This is a genomic window from Enterobacter vonholyi (assembly GCF_040834095.1).
Classification (GTDB): Bacteria; Pseudomonadota; Gammaproteobacteria; order Enterobacterales; family Enterobacteriaceae; genus Enterobacter; species Enterobacter vonholyi.
The window spans coordinates 1,585,376-1,604,330 of record NZ_CP162152.1; the positions used below are offsets into that span (position 1 = coordinate 1,585,376).

20 protein-coding genes, 1 tRNA gene and 1 pseudogene are annotated in these 18,955 nt (G+C 60.7%); 11 read left to right on the forward strand and 11 right to left on the reverse strand.

Annotation, left to right across the window (positions count from 1 at the left end; all coding sequences use genetic code 11):
- Positions 1–9: 9 nt before the first annotated feature.
- Positions 10–132: a hypothetical protein gene (locus AB3N39_RS07420; RefSeq protein WP_256371422.1), complete on the reverse strand. Its 123-nt coding sequence runs from the start codon at positions 130–132 to the stop codon at positions 10–12.
- Positions 129–1,265, reverse strand: a complete 1,137-nt coding sequence (locus tag AB3N39_RS07425; RefSeq protein WP_325849123.1) for a D-alanyl-lipoteichoic acid biosynthesis protein DltD — start codon at positions 1,263–1,265, stop codon at positions 129–131. Before AB3N39_RS07425 ends, AB3N39_RS07420 begins: the two co-directional genes overlap by 4 nt.
- Before the next feature lie 277 nt (positions 1,266–1,542).
- Here AB3N39_RS07425 and AB3N39_RS07430 point away from each other — a divergent pair.
- Positions 1,543–1,630 (forward strand) — tRNA-Ser (locus tag AB3N39_RS07430).
- 44 nt (positions 1,631–1,674) lie between these two features.
- Here the strand turns inward: AB3N39_RS07430 and AB3N39_RS07435 are convergent.
- The 3 genes from AB3N39_RS07435 to hpxO are packed head-to-tail and all read right to left on the reverse strand — an operon-like array spanning position 1,675 to position 4,828.
- Positions 1,675–2,610, reverse strand: coding sequence for a PDR/VanB family oxidoreductase (locus AB3N39_RS07435; protein WP_133294123.1), 936 nt, complete (start codon positions 2,608–2,610; stop codon positions 1,675–1,677).
- A gap of 11 nt (positions 2,611–2,621) precedes the next feature.
- Positions 2,622–3,656, reverse strand: coding sequence for a molybdenum cofactor-independent xanthine hydroxylase subunit HpxD (hpxD, locus tag AB3N39_RS07440; protein WP_367897181.1), 1,035 nt, complete (start codon positions 3,654–3,656; stop codon positions 2,622–2,624).
- Between the two features lie 17 nt (positions 3,657–3,673).
- Positions 3,674–4,828, reverse strand: a complete 1,155-nt coding sequence (gene hpxO / locus AB3N39_RS07445) for an FAD-dependent urate hydroxylase HpxO (RefSeq protein ID WP_136194649.1) — start codon at positions 4,826–4,828, stop codon at positions 3,674–3,676.
- 239 nt (positions 4,829–5,067) lie between these two features.
- On the opposite strand from hpxO, the gene uraD reads away from it, so the two are divergent.
- Both uraD and uraH read left to right on the forward strand, forming a co-directional pair.
- The gene (gene uraD, locus AB3N39_RS07450; protein ID WP_136194650.1) at positions 5,068–5,568 is read left to right on the forward strand and encodes a 2-oxo-4-hydroxy-4-carboxy-5-ureidoimidazoline decarboxylase; all 501 of its coding nucleotides are present in this window, start codon (positions 5,068–5,070) and stop codon (positions 5,566–5,568) included.
- A complete protein-coding gene (gene uraH / locus AB3N39_RS07455; RefSeq protein ID WP_136194651.1) occupies positions 5,565–5,888 on the forward strand; it encodes a hydroxyisourate hydrolase in 324 nt (107 codons plus the stop codon). Before uraD ends, uraH begins: the two co-directional genes overlap by 4 nt.
- Here uraH and guaD read toward each other — a convergent pair.
- The gene (guaD, locus tag AB3N39_RS07460; protein ID WP_367897182.1) at positions 5,868–7,187 is read right to left on the reverse strand and encodes a guanine deaminase; all 1,320 of its coding nucleotides are present in this window, start codon (positions 7,185–7,187) and stop codon (positions 5,868–5,870) included. The two genes, uraH and guaD, sit on opposite strands and share 21 nt — an antisense overlap.
- Before the next feature lie 100 nt (positions 7,188–7,287).
- A complete protein-coding gene (locus AB3N39_RS07465) occupies positions 7,288–8,784 on the reverse strand; it encodes an NCS1 family nucleobase:cation symporter-1 (RefSeq protein ID WP_288460042.1) in 1,497 nt (498 codons plus the stop codon).
- A 144-nt stretch (positions 8,785–8,928) separates the two neighbouring features.
- Between AB3N39_RS07465 and AB3N39_RS07470 the strand changes: the two genes are divergently transcribed.
- The 3 genes and pseudogenes from AB3N39_RS07470 to puuE all read left to right on the forward strand — a co-directional run bounded on the left by AB3N39_RS07470 (position 8,929) and on the right by puuE (position 11,333).
- A complete protein-coding gene (locus tag AB3N39_RS07470; protein ID WP_143344911.1) occupies positions 8,929–9,645 on the forward strand; it encodes a GntR family transcriptional regulator in 717 nt (238 codons plus the stop codon).
- Positions 9,645–10,516: pseudogene (gene hpxA / locus AB3N39_RS07475) on the forward strand (allantoin racemase). The gene AB3N39_RS07470 and the pseudogene hpxA overlap by 1 nt, the downstream one beginning before the upstream one ends.
- On the forward strand, positions 10,434–11,333 hold the full coding sequence (puuE, locus tag AB3N39_RS07480; RefSeq protein WP_232057393.1) for an allantoinase PuuE: 900 nt from the start codon (positions 10,434–10,436) through the stop codon (positions 11,331–11,333). Before hpxA ends, puuE begins: the two are co-directional and overlap by 83 nt.
- 48 nt (positions 11,334–11,381) lie before the next feature.
- Here puuE and hpxZ read toward each other — a convergent pair whose 3' ends face one another.
- The 4 genes from hpxZ to hpxW are packed head-to-tail and all read right to left on the reverse strand — an operon-like array spanning position 11,382 to position 14,942.
- Positions 11,382–11,768: an oxalurate catabolism protein HpxZ gene (gene hpxZ, locus AB3N39_RS07485; RefSeq protein ID WP_133294131.1), complete on the reverse strand. Its 387-nt coding sequence runs from the start codon at positions 11,766–11,768 to the stop codon at positions 11,382–11,384.
- On the reverse strand, positions 11,765–13,162 hold the full coding sequence (locus tag AB3N39_RS07490) for an AtzE family amidohydrolase (RefSeq protein ID WP_367897183.1): 1,398 nt from the start codon (positions 13,160–13,162) through the stop codon (positions 11,765–11,767). The genes hpxZ and AB3N39_RS07490 overlap by 4 nt, the downstream gene beginning before the upstream one ends.
- The gene (gene hpxX / locus AB3N39_RS07495; RefSeq protein ID WP_045334723.1) at positions 13,159–13,347 is read right to left on the reverse strand and encodes an oxalurate catabolism protein HpxX; all 189 of its coding nucleotides are present in this window, start codon (positions 13,345–13,347) and stop codon (positions 13,159–13,161) included. Before hpxX ends, AB3N39_RS07490 begins: the two co-directional genes overlap by 4 nt.
- An 11-nt stretch (positions 13,348–13,358) precedes the next feature.
- A complete protein-coding gene (gene hpxW / locus AB3N39_RS07500) occupies positions 13,359–14,942 on the reverse strand; it encodes an oxamate amidohydrolase (RefSeq protein ID WP_367897184.1) in 1,584 nt (527 codons plus the stop codon).
- A gap of 142 nt (positions 14,943–15,084) precedes the next feature.
- On the opposite strand from hpxW, the gene hpxU reads away from it, so the two are divergent.
- The 5 genes from hpxU to AB3N39_RS07525 all read left to right on the forward strand — a co-directional run bounded on the left by hpxU (position 15,085) and on the right by AB3N39_RS07525 (position 18,942).
- On the forward strand, positions 15,085–15,924 hold the full coding sequence (hpxU, locus tag AB3N39_RS07505; RefSeq protein WP_136194658.1) for a MurR/RpiR family transcriptional regulator HpxU: 840 nt from the start codon (positions 15,085–15,087) through the stop codon (positions 15,922–15,924).
- Between the two features lie 191 nt (positions 15,925–16,115).
- Positions 16,116–16,898 (forward strand): transporter substrate-binding domain-containing protein, encoded by a 783-nt coding sequence (locus tag AB3N39_RS07510; RefSeq protein WP_023311064.1) that lies wholly within the window; start codon positions 16,116–16,118, stop codon positions 16,896–16,898.
- A gap of 4 nt (positions 16,899–16,902) precedes the next feature.
- On the forward strand, positions 16,903–17,568 hold the full coding sequence (locus AB3N39_RS07515) for an amino acid ABC transporter permease (protein ID WP_111964571.1): 666 nt from the start codon (positions 16,903–16,905) through the stop codon (positions 17,566–17,568).
- Positions 17,568–18,224 (forward strand): amino acid ABC transporter permease, encoded by a 657-nt coding sequence (locus AB3N39_RS07520; RefSeq protein WP_164850651.1) that lies wholly within the window; start codon positions 17,568–17,570, stop codon positions 18,222–18,224. Before AB3N39_RS07515 ends, AB3N39_RS07520 begins: the two co-directional genes overlap by 1 nt.
- Entirely contained in the window at positions 18,205–18,942 is a 738-nt protein-coding gene (locus AB3N39_RS07525) for an amino acid ABC transporter ATP-binding protein (protein WP_008499843.1), read from the forward strand. Before AB3N39_RS07520 ends, AB3N39_RS07525 begins: the two co-directional genes overlap by 20 nt.
- Positions 18,943–18,955 lie beyond the last annotated feature (13 nt).

Here is an 18,955-nt window from a genome sequence, read left to right on the forward strand (position 1 = left end):
CATTCGGCCTCAGAACTTTTGATATTCAAAATGCAGCTGCATACTCATGCTGTCATCGACAGAGGTCCACGCGACGACGGTAATCGCCAGCAGGAGATAAAGGAAAAAAAGACGGATCGCAATTTTCATCATTTAAAACTCTGTGCAATAAAGCGAATCATAGGAACCCAGGCCAGTTCGGAAGGGTGCAAACGATCCCAGTTCCAGCCATTCTGATAAGGCATGGCGTACATATCTAAATAGGGGATCTGGTTCTTTTCCAGAATGGTTTTAATTTGCTTATCAACCGGGCGGAAGGTATCGGTGTTGTAAAGCGCCCAGGGGTTAACCGGGTCGACGATAGCAATCACCTGCACGTGATGTTCTTTCAGCAGCTGGACGGTTTTACTGAAAGCGGCGATTTGCGCAGGCACGACCGGCGTGTCGTCCCACTGTTGCCGCGTACCGTCCTCTTCGTAAATCGTTTTGTCCATCCACAGGGTGGCCGCGCTCTGCTGGCGTTTTTTATTTAACTCGCGGGCATTCGCCAGCTCTTTATCCCAGTCAGGGATAATGTGGGTGGCTGGCTGCGGCGGCCAGGTCTGAACCGTCTGGGGCCTAATGTTGAGCAGCGACAGCCAGTCGTTTTTTATCATGGTACAGACGTTCGCAAACTGGAAGCTCAGCTCCTCCCAGATCAGATCGGGATGCCAGCCAAAGACGTGCATTTGGCCAAAGGTTAAATGGCTTATTTCTTTACTATCAATATGCTTTAAATAATTAACCAGCAGCGGGCGCGCCTGCGGATCCTTCATCAGTGGATTAAAAATAGAGCCGGGGAAATTATCGGCATAAATAGCCGGTGGCAGCCCTTTTGAGTAAAAGCTGTCAGGCGCCAGCAGCAAAACAACTTTACTGTTTGCGTTAAGGCTATTTTTAAAGCGTGAGAATAGTAAAAATTGCGTTTCATCATCGACAAACGCATCGCCATACGCCACGACGGGTTTGTGTAATTGCTTATTAAAGTAATTATATACAGCGTAATGTTCATCTTCTGAGGTGGCAACCTCAGACGCGCCAATGAAGAAAATAGCATTCCCTTCTAAGGCATGAGAAATAGTGGCAATTTTTTCCGCCTGTTCTTTAGGCGTGCCCGCCATTGATTTAATCAGCGGCTGGAAGGTGAGCGGCGGATCGAAACTCGTCACCAGCGGGTGAACACAGAGAAACAAAATGGCCAGCGTCGCCATCAGGATATGTAAGCAAAGCGAATTTTTGATTTTCATCATCAACCAGTAACACTGCATGGCAGTAATTTCTAAATCTGTGGCTACTCAGATTTATAACAATTACACAACAAATGACCGTTTATTTTTGTGGCATTCTATACCAGAGCGTTTTAAAACGATGAGCGTTGCTATGTTACGGTATGTACAAGGTCGCGGAGAGTGATGTGAAGTCAGCGTTTGGGTGACTTTTTGCGCAGTCAAACGCCTGTGGGGAAAAATAGAAAAATTCCTGCTTTACAAGGCGCTAATAGATGTTTATAGTGCGCCTCACTTTGGAAGCGTGGCCGAGCGGTTGAAGGCACCGGTCTTGAAAACCGGCGACCCGAAAGGGTTCTAGAGTTCGAATCTCTACGCTTCCGCCAAATTCGAAAACCCTGCGATAGCAATATCGCAGGGTTTTTTCGTTTTACAGCCCAATCACCAGCTCCCCGGAATGGCTTCGCGAACAGCACAGCGCCACCTGCTGGTTCGTCGCACTTTTTTCCGCCTCCGACTGCACGCTATCCCGGTGATCCACCACGCCGTCAATCACCGGCGTCAGGCACGCGCCGCAGATCCCCATTTCGCATGACAGCGGAACGTCCACCCCGTTTTCCTGTAATACCTGGGCGATGGTCTTATCCGCAGGCACCGGCCAGCGCTCACCCGTGGAGGCCAGTTTGACCGTGAAGATCTCCCCGGTTTCACCGCCTGCGGCGGGCGCAACGGGCTGAAACGCCTCGCTGTGAAGGTGGGCGTAATCCCACCCTTTTGCCGTCGCGACCTCACGCACTTTTTCCATAAACCCTGCCGGTCCGCATATCCAGGCGTGAAGCCCCGCCTCGGGCGCGGGGAGATGCTCTGCCAGCGTTGTGCGCGGGCTGGCGGTATGAACGAGGCACTCGTCGAACCGGGAGAGTTCACGCGTAAACGCCGCGCTTTCCCGGTTCCTGACGTAGTAGTGCAGCGTGAACGGCGTTCCGGTCGCCTTCAGCTGCAGGGCCATCGCGTACAGCGGCGTAATGCCAATTCCCGCCGCCAGGAGCAAAACCCGCTCAGCCTGCTGAAGCGGAAACAGGTTGCGCGGGGCCGATATCATCAGCTTCTGCCCGGGACGCAGCGTCTCGTGAACGTAGCGCGACCCGCCGCGCGAGGCGGTTTCACGCCCCACGCAAATAAGATAGCTCTCGTCCCCACATGCCCCGGTCAGTGAATACTGGCGCACCACGCCGCAGGGCAGGTGGACATCAACGTGCGCGCCGGCCTGCCACGCCGGGAGCGCTTCGCCGTTTTCAGCCACCAGCCTGACGGCGAGGCTTTTGTCGCCCTCGCGCCACAGCCCGTCAACAATTACGCTCAGCATATCGGCCTCCGTCATACCAGGAAAAATTCGCCAAAGCCCATCTTCTTCAGCCCCCGACGGTAGGCAATTGAGCTTTTATCTGCGGGAATATGGGCTTCCAGCGTCAGATCCAGCGGCAGGCTTTCCGGGCGCTGGGTTTCGACCATCAGGCGATCCTCTTCAAAAATGCGCAGGTTAAAGGCATGCACATCCTCCACCGGAATATGCAGGTCAAAGTTGCGGGCGATAGGGGCGAACATGCGGGTCACGCGCGACGACACGGGCGACGCGGCGTTCATGATCACCAGCCGCGATTCACCCGGAAAATGAATCGTCAGGGTAGCGGTAAACGGCAGGTGCATTTCAAAATGGCGCAGCCACTGGAACCCTTCTGGTGCCTGCACGGGTGAACTGGCGGGATAGTTGCTCACGGAGCTCCAGTAATCCGCCACGAAGCCGAACGGCGTCTCCTGCGGCTGATAGGCAGGTACAAGCTGATTATTGGGGTCGGCAAAGGTATCGGTGTGGATCCACGCAAAGTGCGCTACGTCCAGAAACCCCTCTACCTGACGTCCGGCAAAGCCGTTTACCTCAAACGCCGGGCAGTTAATCTGCTGAAATCCCTCGTCATCCCAGTGCGGCATGGTGGGCAGCGGCGCGGGGTTTTCCGGATCAAAGGCCAGGCAGGTCCAGATCAGCCCGAACCGCTCTTCCACGGCGTAGTTAATCAGGTTCAGCTTCGCCGGAACGGGCTGGTCGGGGCTGGACGGAATACGGTTGCAGCGCCCGTCCTCCCCAAAGCGTAAACCATGATAGGGGCAGATAATCCCGAGCTCATCGTGAAAGCCGAGCGTCAGCGGCACGCCGCGGTGCGGGCAAACGTCACGGGCGACCACAACCTGGTCGTTTATCCGGTAAATCACCAGCTGTTCATCCAGCAGCGTCGCTTTGACCGGCGCCGGACCGACGTCGCAGGCGCGCGCGACCGGATGCCAGCATTTCGCCAGGCGCAGCCAGTCCTCTGGCTCAAACGTGCAGTGGGCGGATGGAGTCGGTTCTCTTTTCATCGTTGTCCCTCTTGCGTTCAGCCTAACGGGCCGCCCTGAATGGTCTCGCACAGACCGTTGATGATGCGCTCGCCGGTCTCCTCTTTGAGCTCCTGATACCAGGCCTGCGTCAGCGCCATGTCTTTCCCGTGGGTGACGTCGCAGCGTTTACGCGCCTTCAGGACCAGGTCGCGCACCCGGTCGCAGCGCAGCGCCTCGTACTGCCGCAGCGCCAGCGTAATGCTGTGGTTTTCGCGCAGGCACTCCCCCAGCACGACGGCGTCTTCCATCGCCGCACAGCCGCCCTGGCCGATATCCGGCGTGGTGCTGTGCGCGGCGTCGCCGAGCAGCGCGACGTTGCCGCGCACCAGGCTGTCGAACGGCTCAATGTCGTGGATTTCAATGCGGTTGGTGGTTTCAGGATCCAGCGCCGCGATAAGCTTCTGCACCGGCGGCGCCCAGCCGCGGAAGTAGCCCGTGAGATCGGCGCGCAGGGTGGTGCGATCTTCCGCCAGGCCTGCGGGCAGCGGCACGTCAAAAAAGAAGTAGAAGCGTCCGCCGGAGACGGGCATCAGCGACACGCGTTTGCCTTCGCCAACGAAGGTGGTCCACTGGTGCGCCGGGGCAATCTCTTCGTCAATCTTCACCAGCCCGTTCCAGTTTACGTACCCGGCGTATCGGCGCTCCGGGGTAAACCCCAGCACATACGGGCGAACCGCCGAGTGGCTGCCGTCGGCGGCGATCAGAAAATCGCCGGTTGCCGTGGTGCCATCGGTGAAGGTGACGTTCACGCCCGCGTCGTCTTCATGGACGTGTTCCACGCGCTTGCCGAACTGCACCCTGTCGCGCCCCCAGAAGTCCAGCATTTCGCGCTGGAGTTCAGCGCGCGAGACGGGGCAGGGACGTCCGCCGGTACGCTCAACCAGCGGGGCAAGGCTAAAGCGGGTCAGAGTCTCGCCGCGCCGGTAATCCTTGTAGGCCATAAAACGCATCGGCCCGCCCCAGGTCTCGATGATGTCGCCCATGCCGAGGTGCTGCATGCATTTCACGCCGTTAGGCCAGATGGAGATGGCCGCCCCGACGGGCCTGATCTCCTTTACGGCTTCAAACACGGTACAGTCGATGCCCGCTTTCTTCAGCGCCACGGCAGCGCTCAGGCCGCCAATACCCGCGCCAATCACGATTGCTTTCATGCTTCTCTCCTTTTGCAGGGTGTAAAGACATTCAGCAATTTGCGTACCAGGCTGCAGAGTGGCGAAAACGGCGTTGTAAGGGAGACGTTTGCACTGCTAAGGTGCGTAAACGCGGTGGGCGTGCCTTTTTATGAATCAAAAATTTCCAGTTGAGCTATACGGAATCGACTGTTTCACGCCCGCGTTCAGGGTGGCGTGGTTTGTGCAATAGTCTGGAGAAGGATAATAAAGGAGACACTATGATCGCACTGCACGACTTCAATCAGCTTCCTGAGAAAGATGCTCTTACGCTGCTTCAGCCCTGCGTGGCGATACCCGGCTGGGCCGACGCGCTGGCTCTGGGGCGGCCATACGCCAGCCGGGACGAATTACTCAGTACGGCAAACGCGCTGACGCAAAACTGGGACGAAGCGGCGCTGGCGCAGGCCCTGAGCGCCCATCCGCGCATCGGGGAAAAGCCCGCGGGTTCAGCGGCGGAGGCGGCGCTGTCGCGTCAGGAGCAGGGCGCTGTGAACGATCGCGATGGCGCCCTTGCCCAGGCGCTGCGCGAGGGGAATGCCCGCTACGAGGCCCGCTTCGGACGCGTGTTTCTGATCCGCGCGAAGGGTCGCAGCGGCGAGGAGATATTGCGGGCCCTGCACGCGCGGCTGGAGAACAGCGACGCGCAGGAAATCCGTGCCGCGCTGGAACAGCTGCGGGAAATTACGCTGCTTCGGCTGGAAGGAGTTGTTAGCGAATGAGCACACTCAGCACCCATATTCTCGATATCTCAACGGGCAAGCCCGCGGAGGGCGTAACGGTTCATCTGCAACAGGACGGGAAGACGCTGGCCACGGGCGTGACCAACGCGCAGGGGCGCATCGCAGCGTTCGCTCCCTCTCTGCCCGCAGGTCGCTATCGGCTGGTGGCGGAGATCGGGGCGTGGTTTAGCGAAACCGGTCGCGACACGCTCTATCCCAGTGCGCAAATTGATTTTGTGACGGGAGAAATGGCAGACGAGCATTTCCATCTGCCGTTTGTGATTGCCCCCGGCGGGTGGTCAACCTACCGGGGCAGTTGACCACACCTGCTCGCCGTTGACCCAGGTCTCGCTGATGTTGCGCTCGTCGCCGAGGGTCATCAGCACAAAAAGCTGCTCGTAGATATCCTGACAGCGGCGATTGCGCAGGCGCTGCAGCGGCGTCACGTCGGGATCGATGACCACAAAATCCGCCTCTTTGCCGGTTGTGAAGTTGCCAATCTTATCGTCCAGTTGGAGGGCGTGCGCGCCGCCCAGCGTGGCGTGGTAAAACGCCTCGCTGGCGCGCAGGCGGTAGCTCTGAAGCTGGCCGACCTTGTAGGCTTCCCCCAGCGTGCGCAGCATGCTGAAGGTCGTGCCCGCCCCAACGTCGGTGCCGATGCCCATCCGCACCCTGTGCTGCCAGCAGGCGGGCAGGCGAAACAGCCCGCTGCCGAGAAACAGGTTAGAGGTGGGGCAAAACGCCACCGCCGAGCCGGTGTCATGCAGGCACTGCCACTCGCTGTGGTGCAGATGGATCGCGTGGGCAAACACGCTGCGCTCGCCGGTCAGGCCGTAGTGGTGATACACGTCCAGATAGCGCTCGTGCTCCGGCCAGAGGTCGCTTACCCAGGCCACTTCGTTGGGGTTTTCGCTCAGATGGGTCTGCAGCCAGGTGTCCGGGAACTCCTCTCTGAGCAGGCTGACCGCCGCAAGCAGCTCGGGGGATGACGTCGGGGCAAAGCGCGGCGTAATGGCATAGCCCAGCCGTCCCCGGTGGTGCCAGCGCTGGATTAGCGCCCGCGTCTGCCGGTAGCTCTGCTTCGCGTCTTCGCTCAGGTAGTCCGGCACGTGTCTGTCCATCATCACCTTTCCGGCGATAAGGCGCATGTTCAGGCGCAGGGCCTCGGTAAACAGCGCTTCGACCGATTCCGGATGCAGCGTGCAAAACACCAGCGCGGTGGTGGTGCCGTTGCTGACCAGCTGCTGTATGAAAAATTCGGCGATCTCTTTCGCGTAGGCCTCATCGGCAAACTGGCTTTCCACCGGGAAGGTGTAGGTGGTCAGCCACTCCAGCAGCTGTTCGCCAAAGGCGCCGATCATCTCCGTTTGCGGGTAATGGACGTGGGTGTCGACAAAACCGGGCAGCAGCAGCCTGCCGCGCAGGTCGGTGTAGCCCTTGTGGGGGTCAAGATACTGCTCGCCCTCCTGCCACGGCATCTGCGCCAGAATTTTTCCGCTCTGTATAAACAGCAGCCCGTCCTCAAGGTAGCGCGCGTGTTGAGCAATGGCGTCTGCGCTGTCGCAGACCCGGGCAATATCAAAAAATGCACCGCGTATCGCAGTCTGGTATTCCATCATGGTTCCTGCCTTCGAGTTTGCGTAGCGGGGGTGAGAAGGCTCAGCAAGAACGGTGCCAGAATGAAAGGGCCGCAGATAAGCTGCGGCCGGAGGACGAGGGTTACTCTTTTTGCGTTGCCACGCGGGAGCTGAACGACGTCGCGTCCGCCGTCTCACGATCTTCCCGCGCCAGCCAGCGGTAGGTCACGCCGCCGAGGAAGACGCCGATAAACCAGCTGAAGTTCGCCACCTCATGCAGGGCCGGGATAAAGCTAATCACCAGGCCCACGGCAACGGATGGGATCAGCGCGCCAATGGCTTTCGGGTTAAAGCCGTTGCGGTACCAGTATTTACCCTTTGGCGTGTCGTCGAACAGATCGTCAACCGACACCTTGCCGCGCTTAATCAGGTAGAAGTCGGCAATCAGAATGCCGAACAGCGGGCCGATGAACGCCCCGAGCACGTCCAGGGTGTAGTGGATAAGCTCCGGCGAGTTGAACAGGTTCCACGGGGTGAGCAGGATCGAGCCGACGGCGGCAATCATCCCTCCGGTGCGGAAGCTGATTTTCTGCGGCGAGCAGTTAGAGAAATCAAACGCCGGCGAGACGAAGTTTGCCACGATGTTGATCCCTATGGTGGCGGTGATCATCGTCAGCAGGCCAATCGCCACGGCCAGATCGTTGCCCACGCGGCTGACGGTCTCAATCGGGTCGGTGATCATGCGGCCAAACAGCGACTGGGTGCCGGAGACAATGACTACGGTGACGATGGAGAACAGCAGGAAGTTAAACGGCAGGCCCCAGCGGTTGCCGCGGCGGATCTCGCCCATGCTTTTTCCGTAGCGGGAGAAGTCGCCAAAGTTGAGCAGCGGGCCGGAGAAGTAAGACACCACCAGCGCGGTCGCGGTGATCATCTGCCAGGTCTGCTCGCCCGCGCTCAGGGATTTGCTGGCGAGGGTAAAGGAGATCCCGTCAAAACCGGTCTTGTATACAATCCAGCCTGCGAGGGCAAGCATCACCACGTAGACCGCTGGACCGGCGATATCAATAAAGCGCTTGATGGCGCTCATGCCGTGCCAGAAGACCATCGCCTGCAGGACCCACATAATAGCGAAGCAGATCCAGCCCAGATGAGACAGGCCCAGGAACGCGCCGGCGGTGAGCGAAGAGAGCGATGGCCAGAACTTCAGCGCCACCAGCATCAGGGCGTTGGCGGCAAGATAGGTCTGGATGCCGTACCACGCGAAGGCAATCAGCCCGCGGATCACCGCCGGAATATTGGCTCCGAAGACGCCGAACGCCTGACGGCTGATCACCGCATAGGGCACGCCAGCCATCTGGCTTGGTTTGGCCACCAGGTTGGCGCACAGCTGCACGATGCAAATCCCCACCAGCAGGCAGAGCAGCACCTGCCAGCTTGCCAGCCCGAGCGTAAAGAAGCTCGCGGCGACAACATAACCCCCCATGCTGTGAACGTCCGACATCCAGAACGAAAAGATATTGTACCAGCTCCAGTTCTGGTCACGCGTCGGTGCCAGATCCTCATTGCAAAGACGTGGGCTGTAAACCGCACCGGAATCAGCGGCCGTACCTTGCTGTGCGTTTTGACTGTTTGGCATGAAACCTGCTCCTGTGAATGAAAACCCGTTAAGCGGGAGTGCAAACGGTGTTGCAGGATCCAGGCCAAAATAATAAATCTTGTATGCAATATTTTATTTTTATGTATACGATTTGATAACGAAGAGTAAAAGACGGAGTGGTGAATGAACAACATAAACGCCCTGCAGACCGCGCCAGACCTGCATGACAAAGACGAATCGATCTTTCAGGCGCTGATGACCGCGATTGTCGAACATCAGCTGCTGCCGGGGAGCAAATTGCCGGAAGAGGCGCTGGCCGAGGTGTTTGGCGTAAGCCGCACGGGCATCCGCAAGGTGCTTCAACGACTCGCCGCTGTGCAAATGGTCACCCTGACGCCCAAGCGTGGTGCACACGTCGCCAGCCCGACGGTGGAAGAGGCGCGACACATCTTTCGCACCCGCGCGCTGCTGGAGGTCGCTAACCTTCCGGACGTGCTGGCGCACTGCCAGCCGCCGCACCTTGCCGCGCTGGAGACCATTATTCGCCAGGAGCAGCAGGCGCACGAGGCCTATGACGGCCCGGCGGCGATTCGCCACTCCGCCAATTTCCACATTCAGCTGCAGGCCATCTCCGGCAACCAGGTGCTCACTGAGATGGTGACCAGCCTGAGCCAGCGTTCTTCGCTGGTGATTGCCACCTGGGGCGCGCCGTGGCGTCAGGGCTGCCGCTGCAACGATCACGAACAGCTTGTGGATCTGCTGCGCCAGAAGGCGCTTGAGCCATTAAGCGATGCCCTCATGCTCCATTTTGAACATATCGTCGCCAGCCTCTGCTTCGAGCGGGCGGGCGAGTGCCTGCCTGATTTTGCCCGGCTGTTTGCCGGCCACAAGGAGTCGTAATGTCTGTCTGTATACAAGTGATCAACCCCAACACCAGCCTCGCCATGACGGAAACCATCGGCGCGGCGGCCCGCGCGGTGGCGGCGCCGGGGACGGAGATCCTCGCGGTCTGCCCGTGCGCGGGCGTACCGTCCATAGAAGGCCACTTTGATGAGGCCATCGCCGCCGTCGGTGTGCTGGAACAGATCAAAAAAGGCAGGGAACAGGGCGTGTCGGGTCACGTGATTGCCTGCTTTGGCGATCCGGGCCTGCTGGCGGCGCGCGAGCTGGCCCAGGGGCCGGTTATCGGCATTGCCGAAGCCGCGATGCACATGGCGACGCTGGTGGCGACGCGTTTTTCGGTGGTTACCACGCTGCCGCGCACGCTGATTATTGCCCGTCATCTGTTGCACCAGTATGGCTTTCAGGACCATTGCGCGGAGCTGCACGCCATCGACCTTCCGGTGCTCGCGCTGGAGGATGGCAGCGGTCTGGCGCAGGAAAAAGTGCGCGCGCGTTGTATACAGGCGCTGAAAGAGGATGGCTGTGGCGCCATCGTGCTGGGCTGCGGCGGCATGGCGACGCTGGCGCAGGAGCTGACCCGCGAGCTGCGCGTGCCGGTGATCGACGGCGTCAGCGCGGCGGTGAAGATGGTGGAATCGCTGGTGGCGCTGGGGCTGTCGACCAGCAAGCACGGGGATCTGGCATTCCCGGAGAACAAACCGTTAAGCGGGCATTTTCAGGCATTGAATCCATTTTAATTTTTGGGGGTGGCAATGGGGCTTTTTGAACAGGATTATCCGCGGGATTTGCGCGGCTACGCGGGCAACCCGCCGCACGCGCGGTGGCCGAATCAGGCGCGCATCGCCGTGCAGTTTGTGCTCAACTATGAGGAAGGGGCGGAAAACCACGTTCTGCACGGCGATGCCGGATCCGAGCAGTTCCTGTCGGACATTATCGGCGCGGCCAGCTACCCGGATAAGCACATGTCGATGGACTCCCTCTACGAATACGGCAGCCGCGCCGGGTTCTGGCGGATCCACAATGAATTTCAAAAGCGCGGCCTGCCGCTGACGGTCTTTGGCGTGGCGATGGCGCTGGCGCGACACCCGGAGATCGTTGAGGCGATCAAAGCCGCGGATTACGACGTGGTCAGCCACGGCTGGCGCTGGATCCATTATCAAAACATGGACATCAGTCAGGAGCGCGAACACCTGCATAAGGCGGTGCACGTTCTGACCGACCTGTTCGGCAAGCCGCCAGCGGGCTGGTACACCGGGCGCGACAGCCCCAACACGCGCCAGCTGGTGGTGGAGCACGGCGGTTTTGACTACGACAGCGACTACTACGGCGACGATTTGCCCTTCTGGACGGAAGTGGCCTGCAGCGACGGCACCCGCAAGCCGCACCTGATTGTGCCGTATACGCTGGATGCGAACGACATGCGCTTCGCGACCGCGCAGGGGTTTAACACGGCCGAGCAGTTCTATACCTACCTGAAGGACAGTTTTGACGTGCTGTACGAAGAGGGGGAAAGCGCGCCGAAGATGATGTCCATCGGCATGCACTGTCGCCTGCTGGGCAGACCGGGGCGTTTTCGCGCGCTGCAGAAGTTCCTGGATTATGTGCAGCAGCACGAGCGGGTGTGGGTCTGTACCCGCCAGCAGATTGCCGACCACTGGCGGGAGGTGCATCCGTTTCAGAAATAACTGAGCCGTCTTTAGCCGGGTGGCGGCTGCGCCTTACCCGGCCTACGACTACGACATCAAACTCACCTGCGCCGCCACGATCCGCCACCCGTAGGCAAACCGTACCCACGTCTGCTGCTGGCGGCCAATGCGTTCCGTCCCCGCGCGGGTAAACTCGGTGCTGCACACGGCATAATCCTCCCCAAAGGTGGTAATCACTGTGTGGCGCAGCGTCCGCTGCAATCCGGCGGACGGGCGCGCCGCCCGAAAGGCGCGGATTTCATCAATCCCGTACAGGTTTTCACCCGCTCCGAGACGCACCGTGTTTTTGTCGTGCCAGAACAGCTCGTCCAGCACCGCAACGTTGTTGCTTACCAGCGCGTCCTCATAGCGGTAAAACGCGGCGGTCACCTCGGCAACCACCCACGGGAGGTTAATGTCATCGTGATTCATCATGCTGCTATCTCCGCCGGACGGGCATCGGTGATGCCGCTCTCTTCCAGAACCCGCGCGACGCGCAGGCAGGCCTGCTCGTTAAACGGCGCGGCAATCAGCTGCAGGCCGATGGGCGCACCCTGCGCGGTGCGCAGGGGAACGGTGGTCACCGGCAGGCCCAAAAACGAAATCGGCTGGGTCAGCATCCCCATGCTGGCGCGAATGGGGAGCAGCTGACCGTTGATTTCCATGGTTTGCGCGCCCGCCAGCGTGGCGCTGCGCGGAGTGGCCGGGGCGATCAGCACGTCCGCCTGCGCAAATAAGGTTTTGAACGCCTGCCGGGCGTGAGCGCGAAACCGCTGGGCCTGAATATACCAGGCTGAGGGGATCATCGCCCCGGCGAGCAGCCGTTCGCGAGAGTGCGGCTCAAAACGCGCCGGTTCATGGCGAAGCGCGGGCAGGTATTGATTTCCCCCTTCGGAGGCGCTGATGATAAACGCCGCCGAACGCGCCAGCTCGGCGTCAGGGAACTGCAGCTCATCCTGCACGTCGAGCGCTTTCGCTACCCGCGCCACGGCGGCTCTGGCGTCTGCGTCGCACCAGGTGGTGAAATAGCCGCCGAGCACCGCGCAGCGCAGGCTATCAAGCCCACGATCGAGCAGGGGGCGCGTCTGTTCCCGGGAGCACTCGGCCTGAAAACCGTCGCTGGTATCCCGTCCCTGCAGCGCATCATACACGGACGCCAGGTCGCACACGCGGCGGGCGAAGGGGCCGATATGATCCAGGCTCGCGACAAACGGATGGCTGCCGGATCGCGACAGGCGGCCAAAGGTGGGCTTCAGGCCATAGATACCGCACAGGGAGGCCGGAACGCGAATCGAGCCGTTGGTGTCGGTGCCGAGCGAAAAGTGCACCAGCCCGGCGGCCACCGCGGCGGCTGAACCGCCGGACGACCCGCCCGCAATGCGCGCCAGGTCGTGCGGGTTACGCGTCGTGCCGTAGTGACTGTTCTCGGTGGTAAAGCCGTAGGCGTAGGCGTCCATATTGACCATCCCGGTCAGCAGCCCGCCCGCGCTGCGCAGCTGGCGCACCGCAAAACTGTCAGCGGCGGCGGCAGGGCGCTGGCTGAACAATTCGGCTCCTGCGAGGGTGGTGTGACCGGCAACGTCGAACAGATTTTTTACCGCGTAGGGCACGCCCGCCAGCGGCGGCAGGGGGCGCTTTTCCCGTCGCAGGGTATCGATATTGTCGGCCTCGGCGAGCATGCGTGCTTCCGTCACGGCTGTCCAGGCGCCGATCTGCGGGTTAACGCGCGCAATCCCCTCCAGCGTCTGTCGGGCGATCTCGCGAGCGCTCAGCTCCCCAGCGCTCAGCGCCTGCTGAATAGCGCTGATACTCATCTCGTGTAGCGTCATGCTTTATATACTCCTGCGATCTCAAGACGGTCGTCGAGCGGCAGCGCCATCAGCGGGGCGGCCATGGTGGCTATGCGGCTGAACTGCAGCTGCAGCTCGGCGCGGCGGGCGTCATCCAGCGTCACGCCGAGTACAGTTTCCATTTGCGCCAGGTATGCCTGCCAGTCGGGTTGGTGTGTCGTCATTTTTTTTCTCCTCAGAATCCGGCGGCCGCGCCGTTGCTGCGCGGGTCAAATGCCCCTTCGAACAGCCCGTTGGGGTGGCGGACAATCGCGCCCGCGTGGCCCATGGCTTCACTAAAGTCAGGGAAAAGCTCCACCTCGTGACCGAGTGCCCGCAGGCGCACGACCGTCTCGGGTGAAAAACGTCCTTCAAGCTTTAGGGTGTCCGAGGTTTGTCCCCAGGTGCGCCCCAGCAGCCAGCGCGGGCGGGAAATGCTCTCCTGTAAAGGCACGCCCTGAATCGCGTAGCGGGTAAAGATCGCGGCCTGGGTTTGCGGCTGTCCGTCGCCGCCCATCGATCCGTAGACCATCACGCGACCGTCCTTCAGACGCGCCGCCGCCGGGTTCAGGGTGTGGAACGGCTGTTTGCCCGGCGCGAGGGCCAGAAGATGGGCAGGATCGAGGCTGAAAGATGCGCCGCGGTTCTGCCAGACGATGCCGGTATCGGGCAGGACAACGCCGCTGCCGAACTCGTGATAAAGGCTCTGGATAAACGACACGGCAAGCCCGCTGCTGTCTATCACCCCCATCCACACCGTATCGCCGGGGCCTTTTCCGGTTCCCCACGGTGCGGCCCGGCCGTCGTCAACCCTGTCGGCAAGCGCCTGCAGAGCGGCGGGATCCAGCAGATCCTGAATATCGGTTTTCAGCTCGCGCGGGTCGGTGATGTGGGCATCGCGCAGGCCAAAGGCCAGCTTGGTGGCTTCAACGATGCGGTGAAGGGTTTCGGCGTCGTCGGCCTCCGCCATGTTCAGGCGGTCGGTGATGCCGAGTATCGCCAGCGAGACCAGCCCCTGCGTCGGCGGAGCGTGGTTAAAGATCTCTCCCTGCTGATGCTGCAGCTTAAGCGGCGCGGTGCGTCGGGCTGCGTGGGCGTGTAAATCGGCCAGCGTAACGGGCAGGCCCAGCGTCTCCATGCCGTGCGCCAGCACGTCCGCCAGCGGGCCGCGATAAAAACTGTCCAGACCGTCTTCCGCCAGGCGCCTCAGGGTTGCAGCCATGGCGGGCTGATAAAAGCGGCTCCCGGCCTGCGGCGGCTTGCCGTCGACCAGCCAGGTTTCCGCGAAGCCCGGCACATCCTTCAGCTCGTCGAACTTGCTGGCAGTGGCGTGAGCCTGAGAGGCCGTGACCGGCGTGCCGTTCTGCGCGTAGTCAATGGCGTCGGCCAGCAGGCGGGCCAGCGGCAGCGACTTGCCGGTCATCGCACGGGAAACCTTCAGCGCCTCGTCCCAGCCGCTGACCGTGCCGGCGACGGTTAGCGCCGCCTGCGGTCCGCGATGGGGGATCTGCGTGAGCCCGTCGTAGGCGGCCAGCGTCGCGTGCGATCCCGCCGCGCCGCTGGCGTCAATGGCGATGGGGTCGCCTTCCGGCGGTACGATAAGCCAGAAGCCATCGCCGCCCAGCCCGTTCATATGCGGGTAAACCACGGCGATGGTGGCCGCCGCCGCGACCATCGCTTCTATCGCGCTGCCGCCTTCGCGTAGCACCGTCAGCGCGCTCTGGCTGGCGAGGTGGTGGGGCGCAACCGCCATACCGTGTGTGGAGACATTACTTTGCATGAAGAGTCCTCGTAACCCTGAAAGTCACAAGGCGCTGCAAAAGCTGTTCCAGTTCTGAAAGAAAAGTTTCAGTAAACTGGCACGTATAATGAAAGGTAGAATGAAAACCAAAATGTGATGAAACAAAAGTTACAGAGGCGCTATGGAACAACTGGATGAACGTCTGAAAGCACAATACCCGTCGCTGTCGCCGCAGGAGCAGCGGGTGGCGGACTTTATTTTTGATCATTTTGACGATCTTATTAGCTACAACAGCGCCGAGCTGGCGCAGCTGAGCGGGGTATCGAAAGCCACGGTGAGCCGTCTGTTTAAGCGTCTGGGCTATGAGAAATATAAGGATATGCGCGAAGAGCTGCGCACCCTGCGCCAGAGCGGGATGCCGCTCACCGATAATCGCGACGCGGTGCAGGGCAACACGCTGCTGGCACGCCACTACAAGCAGGAGATGGCAAACCTGACCCAGTGGGTCAATGCCCTCGACGCGCAGCAGTTTGCCGACGCCATGGCCTGCATGGTGAAGGCGCGGCGCATCGTTATTATCGGCATGCGTAACGCCTATCCGGCGGCGCTCCACCTGCGCCAGCAGCTGCTGCAGGCGCGCGGTCAGGTGCTGGTCCTGCCGCAGCCGGGGCAGAGCCTGAGCGAGGAGCTGGTGGACTTAACGCCGGAGGATCTGGTGGTCATGATGGCCTTCCGCCGCCGTCCGCGCATTATCCGCCCGCTGATGCAGCAGCTTCAGAGCAGCGGTATTCCGGTGCTGCTGATGTGCGAGCCGCAGGCCCACAGCCTGTTTCCGTTCGCCAGCTGGCAGCTCTGCGCCCCGCTGGATAGCGTCTCGGCCTATGACAGCTATTCCTCGGTTAACAGTCTGATCAACCTGCTGGCGAACGCCTTCCTGCATGAGATCCTCGATAAAGGCCGTCCGCGCATTCACGAGATTGCCTCCCTCTATCAGCAGCTGGACGAGCTCGAACAACGATAATGGGGCATCAGGCTGGTGCTTTGCATTAAAATGGTGCGTAATGGCGGGGCGAAAATGGAGAGCATTTCCGCCCCGTCCGCATTTTATCAGGCTTTACAAGAATATTTCCCGCTTCGCCTTATCTGGCACATTAGTTGCAAAATCACATTCAAAGAATCTTTTGTTTCATGTTAACGTTACGGGGAAGCACCATGAAAAAATTGTTGATTGCACTGGCCGGGGCAGCATGCCTTTTCACGCAGCTGCCGGCAAAGGCTGACCAGCTACAGGATATCGAGAAGCGCGGTACTATCCGTATTGCCGTTCCGCAGGACTTCCCGCCGTTTGGCTCGGTGGGGACCGATCTGCAGCCCCAGGGGTACGACATCGATATGGCGCGCTATCTGGCTAAACAGATGAAGCTCAAACTGCAGCTGGTGCCGGTGACCAGCGCCAACCGCGTGCCGTACCTGCAAACCGATAAGGTGGACCTGGTCATTTCCAGCCTCGGTAAAAACCCGGAGCGCGAGAAGGTGATCGACTTCAGCCGCGCCTACGCGCCGTTCTTCCTTGGCGTGTTTGGTCCAAAAGGGGCCGAGCTGAAGGACGCCGCCGCGCTGAGCGGAAAAACCATCGGCGTGACGCGCGGGGCGGTGGAGGACATGGTGCTGACTGGACTGGCGCCGAAAGACGCGGACGTGAAGCGCTACGAAGACAATAACACCACGCTCTCCGCTTACCTGTCGGGGCAGGTGCAGTACGTGGCAACCGGTAACCTCGTGGTGGCGGCCATTTCGCGCCAGAACGCGGATAAAGCCCCGGTGCCGAGCTTTATGCTGAAAGATTCGCCGTGCTTTATTGGCCTGAAGAAAAACGAACCGGCCCTGAAGGCAAAAGTGGATGCGCTGATTGAGCAGGGCATCAAGGACGGCACGCTAAACGGCCTGTCTGAGCAATGGCTGAAGGCCCCGCTGCCGGCAAACCTTGGCGCCTGAGCCGATGACTGAGCAACTTGATTTCTCCGCGCTCTGGCCGCACTGGCCAGAGCTGCTTGCAGGGCTGTGGGTCACCGTTCAGCTGACGGTGATGGCGACCGTCGGCGGGCTGGCGATAGGGATTTTCGGGGCGGCGATCCGCAGCGGACGCACGACCTGGTTCAGCCGGATCTGGGGCGGCTACGTGGAGATCATCCGCAACACGCCGTTTGTGGTACAGCTGTTTTTCATTGTCTTCGGCCTGCCAAATCTTGGCCTGAAGATGACGGCGGGTGAAGCGGCGCTGCTGGCCATGGTGGTAAACCTGGGCGCCTACAGCACCGAGATTATCCGCGCGGGCATTCAGGTCACGCCGAAAGGGCAGTGGGAAGCCGGACGCGTGCTGGGGCTCACCCGCCTGCAGACCTTTATTCGCGTGGTGCTGCCGCCCGCGCTGCAGCGCATTTACCCGGCGCTGGTGAGCCAGTGCATCATCGTGATGCTCGGCTCCTCGGTGGTGTCGCAGGTCTCCTATGAAGAGCTGACCTTCGCCGCCAACCTGATCCAGTCCAGAACGTTTTTGAGCTTTGAGGTTTATCTGGTGACAACCGGGATTTACCTGGCGCTGTCGATTACCCTGCGCCAGCTGATGATGGCGGCAGGACGCAAATGGCTGGGGGTGCAGGCATGATGACCACCTTTACCGACTGGGACATTATTCGCAACCTGCTGCTGGCCGGACGCTGGACGGTGCTGCTGTCGCTGGTGGCGTTCGTCGGCGGGGCGGTGGTAACGCTGCCGCTCCTGCTGCTGCGCCTGACGGGCGGGCGCACGGTGAAGCGCATTATCCGCGGCTATATTGAGCTGTTTCAGGGCACGCCGCTGCTGATGCAGCTGTTCCTGGCCTTCTTCGGCGTGGCGCTGTTCGGCATCGACGTCTCGCCGTGGACCGCCGCCTCGCTGGCGCTGACGTTTTACACCAGCGCGTTTCTGCTCGATATCTGGAACGGCTGCATTCGCGCTTTACCGAAGGGGCAGTGGGAAGCGTCGCGCTGCCTGGGGCTGACCTTCGGCCAGACCCTGTTTCGCGTCGTTGCCCCGCAGGCGCTGCGCATCGGCATCGCGCCGACGGTCGGCTTTGCCGTGCAGGTGATCAAAGGCACCGCGCTGGCGTCGATTATCGGCTTTATCGAGCTTACCAAGGCCGGGACGATGCTGACCAACGTGACGTATCAGCCGTTTAAGGTCTTTGCGCTGGTGGCGCTCGGCTACTTTATTCTGTGTTATCCGCTGTCGCGCTACAGCCGCTATCTGGAGACGAAATTCAATGCCTCTCATCACCATTAATCAGGTGCAGAAGTACTACGGCGATAACCACGTGCTCAAGGGCGTCGATCTGGATATCGACATGGGCCAGGTGATCTCCATTATCGGGCGCAGCGGATCGGGCAAAAGCACGCTGCTGCGCTGCATTAACGGTCTGGAAGGCTATCAGGACGGCAGCATCAAGCTGGGCGGCATGACCATTACCGACCGGGATTCCCAGGCGCGTGAAATCAGCCGCTCGGTGGGGATGGTGTTCCAGAGCTTCAACCTGTTCCCGCACATGACGGCGCTGGAAAACGTGATGCTCGCCCCGCGTCGGGTGCTGAAGAAAAGCGCCGCCGAATGCCGCGAGCTGGCGCAGCGCATGCTGGAGAAGGTTGGCCTCGGCGATCGTCTGGATTACTACCCGTCGAGCCTCTCCGGCGGCCAGCAGCAGCGCGTGGCGATTGCCCGCGCGCTGGCCATGTCGCCGAAAGTATTGCTCTGCGACGAGATCACCTCCGCGCTCGACCCGGAGCTGGTGGGCGAAGTGCTCAAAGTGCTGGAGCAGCTGGCGGCCGAGGGGATGACGCTCATACTGGTTACCCATGAAATGAATTTTGCCCGCGAAGTGGGCGACCGCGTGGTGTTTATGCACCAGGGGAAAGTCTGGGAGCAGGGCGACAGCAAAACGCTGTTCGCCAACCCGCAGACCACGGAACTGAAGCAGTTCATCTCCTCCGTGCGCGGCCTCAACTGATAAGGACTTAACA